This is a genomic window from Nostoc sp. (genome assembly GCF_036917675.1).
Taxonomy (GTDB): Bacteria; Cyanobacteriota; Cyanobacteriia; order Cyanobacteriales; family Nostocaceae; genus Nostoc.
The window spans coordinates 246,193-263,781 of record NZ_JBALCT010000064.1 but is presented as its reverse complement, the minus strand read 5'-3'; the positions used below and the strand labels follow the sequence as shown (position 1 = coordinate 263,781).

Annotated in this window: 16 protein-coding genes and 2 pseudogenes; 10 read left to right on the top strand and 8 right to left on the bottom strand. The window is 41.1% G+C overall.

Annotated features, from left to right (window positions below; translation table 11 throughout):
* Positions 1 to 140 precede the first annotated feature (140 nt).
* Positions 141 to 512, bottom strand: coding sequence for a hypothetical protein (locus V7K31_RS24890; protein WP_334831340.1), 372 nt, complete (start codon positions 510 to 512; stop codon positions 141 to 143).
* A gap of 488 nt (positions 513 to 1,000) precedes the next feature.
* Here V7K31_RS24890 and V7K31_RS31960 point away from each other — a divergent pair, with 488 nt between their 5' ends.
* From V7K31_RS31960 to dacB, 4 genes and pseudogenes are all read left to right on the top strand, one after another.
* Entirely contained in the window at positions 1,001 to 1,078 is a 78-nt protein-coding gene (locus V7K31_RS31960; protein WP_442941374.1) for an IS4/Tn5 family transposase DNA-binding protein, read from the top strand.
* A pseudogene (locus tag V7K31_RS24885) lies at positions 1,068 to 1,356 on the top strand (IS4 family transposase); the annotation flags it as partial. The gene V7K31_RS31960 and the pseudogene V7K31_RS24885, both read left to right, overlap by 11 nt.
* A gap of 369 nt (positions 1,357 to 1,725) precedes the next feature.
* The gene (locus tag V7K31_RS24880; RefSeq protein WP_335097633.1) at positions 1,726 to 2,268 is read left to right on the top strand and encodes a tellurite resistance TerB family protein; all 543 of its coding nucleotides are present in this window, start codon (positions 1,726 to 1,728) and stop codon (positions 2,266 to 2,268) included.
* Positions 2,269 to 2,343: 75 nt separating this feature from the next.
* On the top strand, positions 2,344 to 3,807 hold the full coding sequence (dacB, locus tag V7K31_RS24875; protein ID WP_335097630.1) for a D-alanyl-D-alanine carboxypeptidase/D-alanyl-D-alanine endopeptidase: 1,464 nt from the start codon (positions 2,344 to 2,346) through the stop codon (positions 3,805 to 3,807).
* A gap of 180 nt (positions 3,808 to 3,987) precedes the next feature.
* On the opposite strand, the pseudogene V7K31_RS24870 reads toward dacB, so the two are convergent.
* The 4 genes and pseudogenes from V7K31_RS24870 to mnmE all read right to left on the bottom strand — a co-directional run.
* Positions 3,988 to 4,122, bottom strand: a pseudogene (locus tag V7K31_RS24870) (ISKra4 family transposase); the annotation flags it as partial.
* A 679-nt stretch (positions 4,123 to 4,801) separates the two neighbouring features.
* Positions 4,802 to 5,572 carry an SDR family NAD(P)-dependent oxidoreductase gene (locus V7K31_RS24865; protein ID WP_335097627.1) on the bottom strand — a complete coding sequence of 257 codons (771 nt, stop codon included), beginning with the start codon at positions 5,570 to 5,572 and terminating at the stop codon, positions 4,802 to 4,804.
* 6 nt (positions 5,573 to 5,578) lie between these two features.
* Positions 5,579 to 6,082 (bottom strand): GNAT family N-acetyltransferase, encoded by a 504-nt coding sequence (locus V7K31_RS24860; RefSeq protein ID WP_335097625.1) that lies wholly within the window; start codon positions 6,080 to 6,082, stop codon positions 5,579 to 5,581.
* A 95-nt stretch (positions 6,083 to 6,177) separates the two neighbouring features.
* Positions 6,178 to 7,572 carry a tRNA uridine-5-carboxymethylaminomethyl(34) synthesis GTPase MnmE gene (gene mnmE, locus V7K31_RS24855; protein WP_335097622.1) on the bottom strand — a complete coding sequence of 465 codons (1,395 nt, stop codon included), beginning with the start codon at positions 7,570 to 7,572 and terminating at the stop codon, positions 6,178 to 6,180.
* Positions 7,573 to 7,735: 163 nt separating this feature from the next.
* Between mnmE and V7K31_RS24850 the strand changes: the two genes are divergently transcribed.
* Positions 7,736 to 7,936, top strand: coding sequence for a hypothetical protein (locus V7K31_RS24850; protein ID WP_334944303.1), 201 nt, complete (start codon positions 7,736 to 7,738; stop codon positions 7,934 to 7,936).
* Between the two features lie 236 nt (positions 7,937 to 8,172).
* Here V7K31_RS24850 and V7K31_RS24845 read toward each other — a convergent pair whose 3' ends face one another.
* The 3 genes from V7K31_RS24845 to V7K31_RS24835 form a co-directional block, all read right to left on the bottom strand.
* Entirely contained in the window at positions 8,173 to 8,433 is a 261-nt protein-coding gene (locus V7K31_RS24845; RefSeq protein WP_335097619.1) for a hypothetical protein, read from the bottom strand.
* Positions 8,434 to 8,734: 301 nt separating this feature from the next.
* Positions 8,735 to 10,372, bottom strand: a complete 1,638-nt coding sequence (locus V7K31_RS24840; protein WP_335097616.1) for a mucoidy inhibitor MuiA family protein — start codon at positions 10,370 to 10,372, stop codon at positions 8,735 to 8,737.
* A gap of 107 nt (positions 10,373 to 10,479) precedes the next feature.
* Positions 10,480 to 10,743 (bottom strand): hypothetical protein, encoded by a 264-nt coding sequence (locus V7K31_RS24835; RefSeq protein WP_335097613.1) that lies wholly within the window; start codon positions 10,741 to 10,743, stop codon positions 10,480 to 10,482.
* Between the two features lie 69 nt (positions 10,744 to 10,812).
* On the opposite strand from V7K31_RS24835, the gene V7K31_RS24830 reads away from it, so the two are divergent.
* The 5 genes from V7K31_RS24830 (at position 10,813) to V7K31_RS24810 (ending at position 17,365) form a co-directional block, all read left to right on the top strand.
* Positions 10,813 to 11,820 (top strand): zinc-dependent alcohol dehydrogenase family protein, encoded by a 1,008-nt coding sequence (locus V7K31_RS24830; RefSeq protein ID WP_335097610.1) that lies wholly within the window; start codon positions 10,813 to 10,815, stop codon positions 11,818 to 11,820.
* A 9-nt stretch (positions 11,821 to 11,829) separates the two neighbouring features.
* Positions 11,830 to 14,091, top strand: coding sequence for a pentapeptide repeat-containing protein (locus V7K31_RS24825; RefSeq protein ID WP_335097607.1), 2,262 nt, complete (start codon positions 11,830 to 11,832; stop codon positions 14,089 to 14,091).
* Positions 14,092 to 14,216: 125 nt separating this feature from the next.
* Positions 14,217 to 15,551 carry an AAA family ATPase gene (locus tag V7K31_RS24820; protein WP_335097604.1) on the top strand — a complete coding sequence of 445 codons (1,335 nt, stop codon included), beginning with the start codon at positions 14,217 to 14,219 and terminating at the stop codon, positions 15,549 to 15,551.
* Positions 15,548 to 16,414, top strand: coding sequence for a DUF4435 domain-containing protein (locus V7K31_RS24815; protein WP_335097602.1), 867 nt, complete (start codon positions 15,548 to 15,550; stop codon positions 16,412 to 16,414). The genes V7K31_RS24820 and V7K31_RS24815 overlap by 4 nt, the downstream gene beginning before the upstream one ends.
* A 330-nt stretch (positions 16,415 to 16,744) precedes the next feature.
* Positions 16,745 to 17,365, top strand: a complete 621-nt coding sequence (locus tag V7K31_RS24810) for a protein-S-isoprenylcysteine O-methyltransferase (RefSeq protein ID WP_335097600.1) — start codon at positions 16,745 to 16,747, stop codon at positions 17,363 to 17,365.
* Positions 17,366 to 17,589: the final 224 nt, after the last annotated feature.

Genomic DNA, 17,589 nt, shown 5'->3' with positions numbered 1-17,589 from the left:
TGCTGACCGATATCCCGCCCAGAACTTAAATTCTGGGCTGATAGCCTTGGAATTTATTCCGAGGCGGAATGGCAACGAAGCCCAAGATTTAAAAAATGTTGGTAATGACAACGACTTAAGTCTGGGGTTTATGGGTGTGATTACAAACCAACTAATTCACGAGATTCAAAATCAGATAGTTGTTGGGCGATCGCTAATCTTGCTTCTAACTTAGCTACACTAAACTGATTACGCAGATATTCCAAATGAGCGATCGCATTTGCTTTATCGACAGTTAATCGAATCTGGGTATCTATTGACTTTTGATATTCCTGATTCACAAGCAGCACTTCAAAGCGACGAGCCTTGCGTTGAGCATCATTTTTCAAATCCATCTCAAAAGCGGCGACACGATCGGCATTGCCTTCAAATCGGTTAACTTGGTGCTGCACAGCCATCAACTGAGAGTCTATTTCATTAGCCCGTTGGGCAGCTTGTGCGATCGCACCTGGATAATGACTCAGTTGCATCATTTAATAATTTTCCTCTAAGGTTAAGAATGTAGTGTTTAAGTATAAGACTAACCCTGGAATCCATTTACCAAAAGGCTGTCACAGAGCAGTTTTACACTTCACTAAGCTTGGTGGACTCTATATATCTATTATAGTCCAAATGTACTGAATTAGGGGATAAAAAGCGATGTCTGAGGTGCAGGAATAGCGATCATTATCCACCACTCTTTTACACTAACTTTAGTGCATTTCAGCGAAAATTAAGTTCAAATAAACTCTCAACAAATTTTAAATGAGAACCTCATATTTATATATGGCGGTTATGATTTCGGTGCAATATAGTCTGAACGTCACCCCGTATTTGAGTAAAGCAAACGCTCCCCTCTCCTTGCTAAAGCTATGCATTAGTCACATCTTTCTTAAGAAACAGACAAAAGACTTAAAATTAGACCGAAACGGTTGATAGGTATAGTTTTGAAGGAAAGTAGAGTAGCGGGTGATGGTGGTTCATGGAAAAGTGGGCAGAGTCAGAATTACAACAAGCAGATTTAGGGGATGTTAGGCGAAACAAGCGCCTTGTACTATGAAGCACGCGTCAATCCTGAGTTGCCCTGTGACACTGTTTTAGAACTCTATGAATGGCAATCCTTGTGTGCCACTATCAATAAAAATCCGCTCCCACCAGTTCAGCCACCATCTTTACACCAAGCAGTACGGATGATTGCCCGACAGGCGTGGTTTTTTGGGTCGAAAAGCCGATGGTGAACCAGGCGTAAAGACCATTTGGCGGGGGCTGCGGCGATTACACGATATCGCCGCCACCTGGAAACTTCTCCACTCTGATTCCCCATCTCAAAATTTGTAGTTAACGATCGCCTACTGTGGACATCCACCTACTCCATTTAAAGTTGATTTTGTCAACTATGCCGCCGTTCCTTACTTCTCTGGCTCCTTCCCTGTATGCTTTACAGCAATGTTAAGAAAGATATGACTAACGCATAGCCTCTTAGGAGAGAGGTCAAAGTCCTAAAAACCTTGATAATTCAAGGAAATTTAACCATTTTTATACACCGAGGGATGTACCCTCTGCGTATTTTTTGCGAAACAAATATTCATATTAACAAGTAATAGGTTTGTATTTTTCGGGATTCTTTTGGGAATCCTAAATTTAGGAAGCTTATCTTACCGCAGGGTATTACTTCCTGAAATATCACGTAACCTTTAAAGGATAATTATGTCTAAACGCAAGTTGCCCAAAGGCCGTAGCACCAGTTCAGTTGCTCTAGAACCACAAGTTGCGATCGCAGTTATAGGACTCTTTTCCGCAGCTGCTGATGGTGAAGGTATAACCATAGAAGAACAATACGGTTTGAGTCAAATGTTGGGTGCCGTTTCCCAATTTGAAGATTTCTCTGATGAAGACTATGAAGAGTTGACCGAGAAAGTCGTCAGCTTACTAGAAGAAGAAGAAGGTGAAGTTCTAATCAAGCAGGCGATCGAATCCTTACCGAATAAAGATTATCGAGAAGCTGCATACATCACAGCTATCTTAGTGGTAGGGATTGATGAAGAAGTACCCGAAGCAGAACAGGATTATATCTCTGAGCTTCAGGAAGCCTTGAAAATTTCAGACAAGCGAGCACAAGAACTCATAGACGAAGTATTTGGGGCAGACGAAGAAGAAGAGGAAGACGAGGAGGACGAGGAAGACGAGGAAGATGAGGAAGAAGAAGAAGAGGAAAAAGAGGAAAAACAAAAAGTAAAAGGAAAGCGTTAATTTCCTCCCGTCAAACTAACGTTAAAAAAATGCCACACCAAGGTATTATCATCAAGTAGTTTTAAGAACTATCTGATGACCAGGAAAATTTCTCTTGGCTTGATGCTGCTGTTTCTGGGTACTCAAATTAGTGTTACCCAGTCAGCAGCTAAAGCACAAACCCCAGTTGCACCAACAACTACCACAAAATCAATTTGCTCTACCCAACTGGGAACAGCTATAGATGCTGTAATCAATCGTCCCTTATTCAGTCGGGGGCGCTGGGGAATTTTGGTACAACCCCTGTCAACCGGGCAAACTCTTTACAGTCGGGATGCTCAGAAATATTTTACTCCCGCGTCTAACCTGAAGTTGCTGACAACAGCAGCTGCATTGCAGCAGTTGGGTGCTAATTTTCGGATTCGCACCTCAATTTATCAGAATGGCAATGGTGTTTTACGTGTTGTCGGTAGAGGAGATCCAAGCTTAAGTGATACTCAACTGCAAAAATTGGCACAGCAGCTAAAACAGAAAGGTATTACTCAAATTCAGCGATTAATAGCTGATGATAGTTATATTCAAGGAGATATTGTTAACCCTACCTGGCAATGGGAAGATGTGCAGTCAGACTATGGCGCACCAGTCAGCAGCTTTATTCTCAATCAAAATATTTTTAGCTTAAAACTTGTACCGCAGGCTGTAGGTAAATCTTTACAAGTGCTGTGGATTGATGCTGGCGAGGCGAAACAATGGCGGATAATTAATCAGTCAGTAACCGTTGCCCAAAATCAACCAATCTACGTCAACGTTACCCGCGAATTATCAGGAACAGTATTACGAATTCAAGGACAACTGACAACGAATTCTGAACCTTCTTTAATAGATTTGCCTGTAGTTGACCCTAATTATTACTTCTTACGGCGCTTTCGTACTGCTTTGGCAACAGAAAAAATTACCTTGGGGCAAACATTAGTCGTAAGTGGTGGTGCTAATCAAAAGGAAATAGCATTTGTCGAGTCGCCACCTTTATCTGAATTATTAATGGAAACTCTTCAGAATAGTAATAATCTTTATGCTGAAGCACTGCTGAGAGCATTAGCTGTGAAAAAACTCAGAGTGAAAAATCAGACTAGCGCTGATGTCGGTTTGGAAGTTGTCAAAGCAAGTTTAACTCAATTGGGAGTTGATCCAGCAAATTATGTTTTAGTGGATGGTTCAGGTTTATCACGTGGTGACTTAGTGACACCAGAAGCTTTTGTACAAACTTTGCGAGGAATAGCAAGAACACCAACAGGATATCTGTATCGCGCATCTTTACCCGTGGCGGGTAAAAGTGGAACCTTGAAAGGCCGCTTTCAAGATACACCTGCTGAGGGCATTGTCCAAGCAAAAACAGGTACCTTAACGGGTGTGGTTTCTCTATCTGGATATATGAATGCGCCTAAATATGAGCCGTTGGTTTTTAGTATTATCGTGAATCAATCGGAGCAACCTGTAACAGTTGTGCGCCAAGCTATTGATGAAATTGTTGTGTTATTAACACAGTTGCAGCGTTGTTAATAAATGTTTAGAGGTGCAAAATTTCGCATCTCTACATTTGCCTACTCTGGTAACTAGTACAGCTTGGCGGAAGTAAGCAGACATTAAAAGCTATGAAAATTCGGTGGATTGCAAGGCTTAAAAATGGTATGTATATTTACGCCGCATGGTACTAGTTGAAGCGATCGCAGTATTAACTTATTCTAACATCTGAGTTCGCACTGTTTTTTCAATGCTTTCAAGATCGCTTAGTTTACTCTTGTCTGTCTGTTCATATAGCAGGGTTGCTAGTTCTTTTAAGCAGGCTTGTAGACGTGCTTGTTTTTCGAGGGTCATGTTTTGGGCGGTTTAGGTATTTCCCTACATTCTCCCAACAACTGGTATATTTGCCCAAGAGGGATGCTCCCGTCAATTGTTTGTATTATCTGAAAAATATGTTGCTGAAGATTGAGAGTTTTTTCCAACCAAAATAGGTTCTCCCTTTACTCCTCCACGGCTAAGAGTACAAATCTTATAAAGGTTTTCACACTCAAAAATTGTCATAACTAGCTCTTTCCCTGTTTGGTAAGAAGGTGGTAAAGGTTTTCCTACCTCGCATTCGATATTAATTTCGTTGTCACGCCATTGTAACTTCCAAATACGCTTTTAGGGTTATTGGTGCTTTCACAGACTGAGCGATGTCTACGACGGGCTGCGCCTACGCACTATATACCTGCTCTGCTTTAATATCATCCTTAGCTGCTGGCACAAAAAACTTCATAGGCTTTGGTTACAAGTAATGTGAGTAGGACTTACGCACTGTACAAATTTATTATCTTGTGCATCAACGAGAATACGTCGTTTTAGGCTTTTAGATATCATCCTTTGATAAATAGCGTAGGCGTAGCCCAACCCAGGCATCGCCTAAAAAGTGTCGAAAAATCTAGGTTTAATGCCTGAAATCCATACTGCATATTTAGTTTTTCCTGTCAATGCGTAAGTCCTAGTGAGTTTCATTAGCACCAGCGTAACGCAGTTACCAAGGCAATCTGCTTCCATTCCATGAGAAAAACTGTCCACTATCGCCTTCTTGAAGCTGTTCGATCACAGCCAATAATTGAGTAACAGTACGTTCCACTGAAAATAATTGGGGAGCAGCTACATTTCCCTGGAAAGGACGGGAAAGGCGCGTATCAGTTGTACCAGGATGCAATGTCACTATTAATGCTTTAGGACAACTTCTTTTATACTCAATTGCCGCAGTTCGCATCAACATATTGAGTGCTGCTTTAGAAGCGCGATAGCCATACCATCCCCCAAGTTTGTTATCGCCAATACTACCCAATTTAGCAGAAATAGTGGCGAATACACTGCGTTCTCCATGACGAAACAGAGGCAATAGATGTTTAGCCAACAATACAGCACCAATACTATTTATCTGAAAGTAACGCAGCAAATTTTCTGAATTTATCTGTCTTAAGCTTTTTTCAGGTTGCAAATTATCTTCATGCAACAGTCCTACACAGTTGACTACCAAATGCAGTTTGTCAACTTGGACAGATATTTTTTGAACAGCTTCAACAATCTGCAACTCGTCAGTAATATCCATCTCCAGACAAATTAATCGCTCAGAATGTTCGCCTGCAAGAGCTATTAAATCTGAGGCTGATTTCGGTTGACGAAAAGTTGCATAAACTTTCGCTATTCTGTCATCTTGTAGGAATTTTTTCACAAAACCTAAACCAATACCTTGGCTGGCTCCCACAATCAATGCGTTGACAGGATTAATTTCATCGATAAAAGACATATGAATTTAGGTTACTTGTGGAGGTATTTCATATTCGTAGCGAGAGACAAAATAAGCACCAACTTGTTTGTCGCTGTGATGACGGAAACCAAAGCCTTCATATATCGCTCTTAGGCGCGATCGCGAAGCCTTACAATCTAGACGTAAATAATGTCTACCAAGTGTTTGTGCATGTTTGACTGCCCAACTAAGCAGTGCTGAAGAGACTTTACCACCAGAGTAACGCCGCCGAATCGCAAGGCGATGTACAAATGCTGACTCCTCCTGAGAAATGTCCGGCCAGAAAAGTAAATCCTCAAGCTGAAACTTGATTGTACCAGCTGGTTCACCTGCCCATTCAGCAATAAAAAACAAGCCGTTAGCAACATCTTCAGAGATACTTTCTGGCGAAACTTCGCTATCATGCCACAGAGGCATACCACACTCCTGAAGCCACAAAGCTGCTTCTAACAACACATCCGAAACTATCAGCGTATCTTGTATGGTTGCTTGGCGAATTGAGATGTACATTTAGTTATCAATTTTAGGTTTAGTTGAGTAATGGTGAAACTTCATAAACATTAGTATAAATGTTGGGTTGGATTTTGCTTTTGCCAATGTACCCTTTATTTACCAATACAAAACTTGCTAAAAATTCTATCCAAAACCGATTCTGTAACTTCTTCTCCGGTAATTTCTCCTAGTGCTTGAATCGCACCCCGTAAGTCAATTGTCCAAAAATCCAGAGGTAACTGCTCGGCAATTGTTGCTTGTACCTGTTCCAAGGAAATTTTAGCTTGAGTTAAGGCTGCTGCTTGCCTTTGGTTAATGGCTAAATCCATATCAGCAGCTTGGACTTTTCCTGCTTGAACTATCTCTAAAATGGCTGTTTCCAAAGCATCAATACCTTGATTTTGGGCTGCTGCTGTGACAATTTTAGATTTTGGATTTTGGATTTTGGATTGAAGAGTTTTTCTTTCGCTTTCTTCTACTAAATCGATTTTGTTAATTACTAGAATCAATGGACGGTGTTGTACTTGTTCGTAAATTTCTTGATCGTCTTGGGTCCAACCATCTGAAGCATCGATGGTAAGCAAGACTAAATCAGCTGCATTTGCAGCGCGACGCGATCGCTCGACACCAATTTTTTCCACTTGGTCTGTTGTTTCCCGAATCCCCGCAGTATCTAGCACTTGCACGGGAATTCCCCCGACAACTAACTGTGATTCCACCACATCGCGGGTTGTACCGGGTAAATCAGTCACGATCGCGCGATCGCTCTGACTCCAAGCGTTCAATAAGCTGGACTTACCCACATTCGGACGTCCAACAATTGCCACTTTTAAACCAGTGCGTAGCAACTCACCTTTGTCTTTGGTTTCCAATAATCTAGTTATTTCGGCAGCAATTTTATCGATTTCTGATATTATGACTTTATCATCCAACGGAGGTAGGTCTTCCTCAAAATCGATTCGAGCTTCGATTTCTGCCAAAATATCTAAACAGTTAGCGCGTAACTGCCGGATCGGATGAGCTAATTTTCCCTGTAAACCAGCTAAAGCAGTTTGGGCAGCTTGGGGCGATCGCGCTCCCACTAAATCAGCAATACCTTCGGCTTGAGTTAAATCCAATCTTCCATTCAAAAAGGCGCGGAGAGTAAATTCTCCCGGTTGCGCTAATCTTGCGCCATTTTCCAAACACAGTTGTAACACCTGCTGCACTGCCATAATTCCCCCGTGGCAATGGAATTCCACTACATCTTCACGGGTGTAAGAACGAGGCGCTTTCATAATTAGCAATAGAGCTTCATCCACCAATTGTTGCGTCTGGGGATGATGAATGTAACCGTAGAGAATCCGGTGAGTTTCCCAAACTTGTCGCCCTGGTGCCTGAAAGAGAGTTTGAGCTAAAGCCATTGCTTGCGAACCCGACACCCGCACAATGCCAACGCTGCCCTGTTGGGGAACAACAGCAGTAGCGATCGCAGCGATAGTTCCAGTAGTAGCAAAAACTTCTGACATGAGCGCCCTTGATAAAAGTGAGAAGTCAAAATCATAACTGATAACTTTCTAAATGGTAGATATTTAGACTAATCAGATAGCAACTGACAAGGTAAAATTTACCTGGAGGTTGAAAATCATAACTCGCAACTTATAACTCATAACTTTTAGAGAGGAATTTACTGTGGAGCAAAAAATTAACTGCGCCCAAGCCTGCGTTAACGGTTGTGTTTTAGGGAATAAATGCCCCAATATCGAGTTTAGAGAGGCCGCTGCAAAATTTATTCAAGAGACTCCCTTAGACAAAATGTTGGAGTTGGCACAAGAACGTCTGCGAAAAAAAATGACGGAACCGCCAAAATGGGTTTTTCCTGAAGATGCATAGCATTCGTGTTAACAGGCACAAGCAAGACAGCGCAGAAGTTAAATAGTATCTGGATCTATATTTAATTCTCGCAGTTTTGCCGCCAAGCGATCGCTGCTTTGATAACAACCTTACGCCTTAGCGATCGCTTCTAACCGATATTCTGCTAATTATGCTTTGCAGATAGGTTTTGTAACTTATCTGACACATTAACCAATCATTGCTGTGCAGTTGTTGGCTATGCCACACCAAAACATTTAGTATTTTACCTGAACTGCAAGATCATCCATTTGCTTGATTGGATTCCAATCAATCGCAGCAACCCACAACTGTTCTTCAGTGGAATACTGTATCACTCCCTCTACTTCTAAATCCTCACTGTATAATGTGAGCAATTTTCCGTCTTGCAATTCAATGTTCTGACGAGCTAGATCTTCAACTGTGCCAATACAGTTTAGACGTAGGCTACCCTGATTATCAGCATTATGAAAATCAACAAAGATTCTAGGCGTATTCATAAGCATAACGCAATACAGTTCAGTTAAGGCTAAAACTCTTTGTCAAAATTAATTTTTTCACTAACCGCAGAGGCGCAGAGAACACAGAGAGAAGAAATAAATGCTTAACGGGACTTAAACATTTTTGAGGTAGAAATAAGCCTCAAACCCATACAGAGTAAGGGGAATACACCTTCTGCTCAAAAATAGCCCAAACCCAGATATATCAAGAAACTAAGCAAAACGATGTCAAAATCTTTCTGTATATAGATTTGAGGCTATTTTTTGAGTTTTTTTGTCTAAGTACCATTAGTAATGTTGTTTAAATATCTAATCCAACTACTATTAACTCAGGCGGATATTCAACATTAAACTGGTAATATATCTCTCGTCGCTCTTGGGGTGGAAGAGTTAACTGCCATTCTAAAATCCCCATTTCACCAAGTTGAATTTGTGGGTTGCTGCGACTGAGGCGCACTTTAATTTGCTCATTGCGGCTAACTGGCAATTGTTCAGTTACTTTCAGATTTACTTCTTTCTCCAGTAAGTTAGTAATTATCAACCGATAACTATAAGTAATCCGGCGCTGGTTGCTAATCAATCTTTTGTCTACCAGACGCTCAACTAAATCGCGCTCAATTTTTAAACCTTCATCAATTCCTAAATTAAGTTTAAATTCTTGCCCTGGTGCAATATTCTCTAACTGAGTTGTCCCAACAAAAACGTTGTCGCGGAAAATATTCGCTTTACCTGATAACAAAGTCGCACCATTAGGACTATTTTTCACATTAGCTTGCAAATAAGCAAAGCTTACCAAGCGCGGCATTGCCATATAATCAAAGTTACAAGGATAATCATCGTTGAAAATCGTCGTTTTATGAGGTGCGCCATCACTGGGAATGTTACCACCACCATTCAATTTAAAGGTAACTACACTCCCTTCTTTGGATACTTCTGCTATCACGGTTTCTGCTGGGATAAGACTATCCTCTGTAACTTCGTCTTCTTCTTGCCAATCTGCTCTAGCAGCAGAAGCAGGCGGTTCTGGTATGGTAGGCAGCAGTGGCGGCTGGGCAGCTAGTCGAGAGCGTCGTTCTCGCACTCTTTGCGGAAGTGGCGCATCAATATACCAAGGTTCAAGTTTGGGTGGGAGTGTACCTAATCCTGGTTTAGCGGTAGAAAGGGTGAGATTTGCACCAATCCAATCTTCGCCACTGCTTTGGGTGATTTCTGCAAGATAACTCAGATGCACAATATCGCTGGTAGTGCTAAAGCGCAAGTCATAAAGCGGAGTCCAACTAGCGCGATTCACTAAGTATGATAACTCTAATTCAAATTCGCCTTCACCCGTAACTTCAACTGCTACAACTAAGCTAAAACTTTCTTTAGGATGGGGTGTTTGAATTTTTTGCAATGAGGTGTGGAGTGATTGCAGTTGTTTGTCTAATTCCTGCTGCTGGGTTTTGCACTCTCCAGATGCGATCGCATACTCACTATACTGGCTTCCGAGAAAGTTAAGGAAATCCAAAGTTTCGCTGAGGCTGAGATTTTTCCGAGACAAACTCACTGAAAATGGTTCTTCTGTTTTTTCCCGTAAGCCTTCGATAAAACTAGACTGCAATGCTAAAGCATCCACTTGGGCTTGCAGATGGCGTTTTTCTGTTTCTAATTGCTGAATTTGCCTTGTCAAATGTGCTACTCGTTCCGCTACAGGTTCAGTAGTGTAGATGCGATCGCTACTAACTCCCACCAATCGCACCCCTACCCTACCTGTACCGCTAACCCTGACAGACTCAGTTTCTAGAGTCACTGGCACTGGTGTAATGATTAATTCCTGTTCAATTCCTGTCAAAGAAACTACACCCCGCCGTGTAACCAATGCTCTGTCAGAATACACGGTAACAGCCACAATCTCGCTTTGTACTGTTTTGCGCCAAGATGGTATTTCCGGGTTAACCACTGCCAGTTTTTCCCCATTTCTAATGATTCTGCTGGTTAATTGTCAATGCTTCCCGGTCTAACCGTCAACCCCTTTAGGTAATTCGTAATTCGTAATTATGAATTATTTTACCCGTGAATTGGTTCAAGCGTACTAAAAGTAGTATCAGCATTTTGCTGGACAATATTTTTTGCCGCAGCTAGGAGATATATTAGATCAACAGTAGGGACAATTTTGCCATGCGATCGCGCCCTACATTTATGACAGCACCTATCCTCCCACAGTGCAGGTATTTTGAAAGGTGCTTCACAGTTTGGACACTTTGCTAAAAATTTGAGTTGATGGCGATGTCTACGACGGGCTATTCGGCGTCGCGGTTTTCCCTCAGACATAGCTCTGTATCCACCCTCTTGCGCTAAAGTTGCAAATGAACGTGCATCTAAAGCCAGGAGGAAAGAGTTGTGAAAGCAGTCTTGATGACAGCAGCTGGCAGTCCCGAAGTTCTGCAAGTACAGGAAGTGCCAAACCCTACTGTTCCTGTAGATAATACTGAACTCTTAATACGTTTGGTGGCGGCTAGCATTAACCCCATTGACACTAAACTTCGTAGCCGAGGCACTTTCTACCCCGATCGCTTGCCGACAATTTTAGGATGTGATGGTGCAGGTATAGTCGAAGCGGTGGGTGCTAGTGTTCAGCGTTTTCGCCCAGGTGATCAGGTATATTTTTGCTATGGCGGCTTGGGCGCACACCAAGGAAATTATGCTGAATATACCGTTGTTGATGAGCGGTTTGTGGCACGTAAACCCGCGTCTATCTCCTTTGCCGAAGCAGCAGCAGCGCCTTTGGTGTTAATCACCGCCTGGGAAGCTTTATATGAACGGGGAAGATTGGAACCTGGGGAACGGGTTTTGATTCATGCGGGTGCTGGTGGTGTCGGTCATGTAGCAATTCAATTGGCGAAACTCAAAGGTGCTACCGTTTCCACCACAGTCAGTTCTGAGGAAAAAGCTAATTTCGTCAAAGAACTCGGTGCAGACAATGTAATTTTTTATAAACAAACAGACTTTGTGCAAGCGATATTAGATTGGACTGGTGGCGAAGGCGTAGACTTGGCTTTTGACACCATAGGCGGCGAAACCTTTCACAAAACCTTCCCCGCAGTGCGAGTATATGGCGATATTGTGACGATTCTCGAACCAGATGCCAATACTGTTTGGAAAACTGCCAGACTACGTAATCTCCGCATTGGTTTTGAATTAATGTTGACACCAGCGTTGCTAGGATTAGAAGAGAGCCTCCAACACCATGCAGAAATTCTCAAACAATGTGCCACCTGGATCGATAAAGGCAAGTTAAAAATTCACGTTAGTCAAAAGTTTCCTTTAAAAGAAGCGGCTAAAGCCCACCAACTGATTGAAAGCGGTTCTGTGACAGCTAAAATTGTTCTACAGATTAGCGACGAATGATCCAACAACTTGCATAAATTATTTTTTAACCGCATAGGCAGGCAGAAGCTAAACGCAAACGCACCCAAAGGAGGTTCTCTGCGCTCCTCTGCGGTTTCCTTTGCGTTCCTTTGCGTTTTATCAATTCTCCTCTTCCTCCCCCTACCTGCCTGGGCAGCACAAACGCAACCAGAACGCCCACCCTTAACCCTAGAACTATTACAAGAACGTATACACACACCAACACTCCGCGAAGGCAATTTGACCGTGGATTTGCAGAAGATGGTGATTGATTTGCGCCCAGAAAACGCCAGCTTTCGTGATGCTTTTTACCAACTGCTGCGAAAACAACTAGGTGCAAAACCTCTGGGTTTAGACCTCAGTTATGCCCTGATTCTGGGGGATTTTGTGGGTAGCGATTTGGGTTTAAGAACACCCTTGTACTCGCAAGCGATCGCTCCCATTTTCACAGCCACTGAACAACAAGAACTAGAACGTTTGGGCTTCGTTTGCTTGCAGTCACTCACAATGTCTACGATGGGCTACGCCTACGCTTTACCCAACTCCAAAGATTGTCGATCGCTATTAGGAACACACTCAACTCCATCCAGTGAAATTGCCGTCTTTCGTGGTGCATTGACACTGGTGCAAACTCGCTTCAATGGCGAAGTCAAGTTCCCCAATACATTCTTTCTTCAGTCTGTGGATGCCCAAGGCGCAACTTTTCTCCAACCCACTAACTGGACTGAAACTAGATTTGCTCGTTCCGTTAGTTTTAGCAGTGCTAACTTCCGCCAACAAAGCAATTTTCAGAGCAGTATTTTTTTTGAAAAAGCTAATTTTAAACAAACCAAGTTTCAGGAATTTGCTGATTTTCAAGGCAGCATCTTTGAAAAAACTGCCAACTTCAACCAAGTAACTTTTAAGCAGTTAGCTAAATTCAATAGTGTGCAGTGGCAAGGAAATGCTGATTTTTCTGATGTGCGCTTTGCCAATCAAGTACAGTTTACTAAAGCGAATTTTAATCAGTTCCTCCTTTTAACAGAAGCGACTTTTGAGCAAGCTGTGAGCTTCCGGGAAGCGGAGTTTAACCAATCGGTAAATCTGCAAGGTGCGAACATTCTTAACCAAGCAGATTTTAGCGATGCGATATTTACCCCAGAGGCTTGTTTAAGCGTACGTGGTTTAACTTTTAACTCCAACCAAGCAAAAATTTTAGGTAATCCCGGTGAGATTGGTAAGATGTTCTGCATCCCAACATTGCAAGGTAATCAAAATGTCTTGCGGAATTTGGGGCAAAATTTTCGTCAGCAACAGCAAGTTAGCGATGCTAATGAACTGGAATACACAAAACAGCGACTACGATTAATAGAAATGAGCCATCGTCTGACGGCTACAAATATTAATAGTGCAACTGTTGCAAATTTGATTAACCTGGGTTTTTCTGCAACTCAAGCCGAAGCGATCGCCCAACGTCGTCTAATAAAATTATTTCGCAACAGCAGTGAGTTACTCTCCTTAGCAGACATCGATTTAGAAAAATATACACAATTGAGCGATCGCTTAATTGTAGGTGAAGCACTTTCTATCAGTGAATGGTTACTACAAGCTTGGAGTTGGTTGGCATTAAGTGTATTGCTGTTGTTGAGTGGCTATGGTACGAATTTTTGGTTAGTGTTTGGCGTGGGAGGATTAGCGATCGCTTATTTCGGCTTACTATTTTGGCTAGTGGATCGCTTTCGTCGGCTTCATCCCGTACCAATTATTCCCACATCCTACGAAACCATTTCGATATTAGTCAGTTTTAGCGTTTTAGAATTCTTCAGCTTACTAGCTATCTTTCGCAATGCTGAACAACCTTGGCTGACATTGGGGTGTCTTTTAATAATTATTGTCCCCGTCCCAATGGCTTTATTGATCCGACTTTACCAACAAGGTCGCTATCACGATTTAATGGATGTTTCTTACTTCACAGAAGATGGCACATTTCGCCAGTTACGATTATTGATTGGACGTTTGCCAGTTATACCCAGAAATGAGACATTTCGGGAACGATATATGCCCCTCTTGTGCGATCGCCGTTGGAACTGGCTCAACTACTATGATTTTAGCCTCAACAACCTACTTAAATTAGGATTTAACGACATTCGCCTGCGAGACGAACACTTACCAGGTATCATCTCTGCACTAGCTTGGTATCAATGGAGTTTGGGTGTAATTTACATCACGCTCGTCTTGTGGACACTTTCCCGCACAATTCCGGGATTGAATTTGCTGATTTATCTGAAGTAATCTCCCAGTACCTTGCACTAACGTTAAAACGAGCGATCGCTGAATTAGCGTCTGTTAGCACAAATTTAGGCTGTAGACTTAAAGGTATATTATGCTCAAGCCAATGCCTATAGGACTAAATGACTATGCGAATTAAGCAAATTTCCGTCAGTGGCTTATTTGGAATTTTTGACCATGTGATTCCATTGAATATAGATGAACGGATCACCATCATTCATGGCCCAAATGGTTTTGGAAAAACAGCGATTTTAAGAATTTTAAATAGTTTTTTCAACTCTCGATACGCACACTTGAGAGCTATCCCGTTTAGAATTTTTAGAGTTGAATTTGATGATAATACTAATGTTGAAATAATTAAAAATGCCGAGAATGCAGACGACTCAGAAACGAATAATATTGTTTTCAACTTTTATAAACACGATTCAAAACCAGCTTCTTTTGCTTTAAAGGCAGTAAATACTCGTTCTGACAGAGAAATTTTCCTTAATTTTGAATCAGATGATATGATACCAGTAAGAGGGCAAACATATCCTGTAAGAACTCTTTATTCTGAAGACTATATAGAGTTTTATGATAATTTTTTGTTCTCAAACTTGAAGTCACAAGAAGAGCCTGATTGGCTAGAAAAATTGAAAAGCAATATTCATATTCGCCTCATTGAATCACAACGTTTGCTTAATTTTGTTCCTAACCGTTCTTCCAGACGGTCTGCTGAAACACCTTCAATGTTGTCAACTGTGTCTGCCTATTCTGATGAACTTGCTAAACTGATGCAAGATAAATTTAAGGAATACGGTACAACATCTCAATCTCTTGACAGAACTTTTCCAGTTAGGGTAGTTAAGCAACAGCCATCCACAGATTTAACAGATGAACAACTTCGTCATCAACTAAACCAACTTGAAGCGACTCGCTCTCGTCTTATAGAAGTAGGTCTTTTGGATAAAGATGAAGATTCAGAATTTCAAATCCAGCCTCAAGATATAGATGAAAGTACCAAAAATGCTTTATCAGTATATATTCAAGATGTGAAAAAGAAGCTAAATGTTTTTGCTGATATTGCAAGTAAAATTGATTTATTAAGGAAAATTATTAATAATAAGTTTGCATATTCCTACAAAGAGATAAACTTTAGTAAAGAAAAAGGATTCGTTGTCACAACAAGTTATGATTCACCATTATCTAATTCAAAAAATCTTTTGCCAACAGATTTATCATCTGGCGAACAACATGAATTAGTTCTTCTATATGAACTATTATTTAAAGTCCAACCTAATTCTCTAGTTTTAATTGATGAACCTGAATTATCTCTTCATGTAGGTTGGCAAGTTCAGTTTTTAAAGGACTTGCAAGACATTACACAGCTTGCAGATTTAAATATACTAATGGCTACTCATTCACCAGATATCATTCAAGATCGCTGGGATTTGACGGTTGAACTGAAAGGGCCACAAAAGTGAGAGATTTTCTGACAGTTGACCGTGTTGCTAACCAAATACGATTACGACGAAGCACATATACTGGAACTTTTTTATTAGTTGAAGGAAGTTCTGATAAAACTTTCTATAAGCGATTTGTTGACCAATTAGTTTGTGAGTTAATCGAAACATCGGGAAAACCTTCTAGTAAACAGCGTGCTATTAAAATTTTAAAAATTTTGGAACAATCAAATTTTCAAGGAGTTTTAGCGATTGTTGATGCAGATTTTGATCGCCTTGAAACTTTGTTATACACTAGTCCTAATCTGCTTCGCACCGACAGCCATGACCTTGAAACTATGCTGATTAACTCACCTGCATTTAACAAAGTACTCGCTGAGTTTGGTTCTGAAAAGAAAATTGCTCAGTTTAATCGAGACGTAAGATTAGTATTAGTTGAAACTGGAATGTCGGTAGGTTATTTACTTTGGATCTCTAAATGTGACGAATTAAATCTAACCTTTGATGGTATTATATTTAGCAAGTTTATTGATGAGCAAACTCTGCAAATTGATGAACTCAAGCTGATTCAGGAGGTTAAGAATAAATCCCAAGCTTTCTCTTTGAAAGATGAAGATTTGCAAGAACGGCTAAAGAGTCAGAAAAACAATAACCATGATCCTTGGCAAATCTGCTGTGGTCATGATTTGGTGGAAATTCTGTCATTTGGCTTACGCAAAGTGCTTGGCACTAACAAAGCTGCTGATGTTGAACCAAACAGTCTTGAGCGTAGTTTGCGGCTTGCTTATGAAGAAATCTACTTTCACCAGACACAACTCTACTTGGACATTCGTACATGGGAAAGCAATAATCAGCCATTTAGGGTTTTGCGGAATGATACATAATACCCAATTTGTAACCTATGTATAGTATTGTTATTTTTGACACGCCAGCGTTTGAAGAGTATTAGCGTCGGTTGAAAATCAGGCGATCGCACTACAAAGTTAAGTTAATGCGTCAGCCACTTTGTTAATGCCTAGTCATTAGTACCAATAACCAAGGACAAATGACTAATGACTTTGAAGGCGGGTGCCTATCCCGGACACCCCTTGAAAAGATGGGATTTTCGCCGATTTTATTTGATAAAATCTTGATGAAGCAGCATATAAAGGAAATTTTTCGGTTGAAAGTGCTAGCTTAAGCGTCAGGTAGAAGACTTGCTGGAGGGTTGACAGATGTCGGAAGTGACTTGCAAAGGTATTTTTCTCATTTGCTTTATCACTGTATTTGCAATTCGCTTTTACTTTGCGCGGCTGGTAAAACAGAACAAAGTTGTAGATGGACGTGTCAGTGCCCTAGAGAATTTACTGCTATTCTTGACATTTCTAGGAATGTTTATCCTGCCTTTAGTAGGTGTCTTTACACCTTGGTTTGAGTTTGCTGCCTATGATCTCCCTGATTGGACGGGTTGGCTTGGTACTGTTGTTTTTATTTTTGCGATCGGATTATTTTGGCGTTCCCATACAGACTTGGGGCAAAACTGGTCAGCCTCATTAGAAGTTCGGGAAAACCATGCACTAATTGAGACTGGACTATACCAATACATTCGCCATCCCATGTATGCTGCTTTTTGGCTGTGGGGAATTGCCCAAGTTCTACTTTTACACAACTGGATCAGTGGGCTATCTTACCTCGTATCGTTTTTACCGATGTATCTTCTTCGTGTGCCCCAAGAAGAACAGATGATGATTGATACTTTTGGGCAACAGTATCTGGAATACACAACTCGTACAGGACGAGTGATTCCAAAAATTTTATTCACACTCAGCCGTTTCCTCAGTTTCAGCAAAGAGTGAGTGAGGAATTTTATCAGGGAAATAACCCTCATTTGTGCGTTATCAAGAGGTTGATAGCGAAATTTCCGCAGTGGGGGATTGCTTGTGCGAAAGGGCAGTTGGTTGAGTCTTAGGGGTAATGATTGCAGAGGAGAGGAAATATATTTTATTACTTAAGATGATTTTCAGTTAAACAAACTCGTATTTAATATTATAAGTACTGAAATACTAAATTTGTCGGTGAT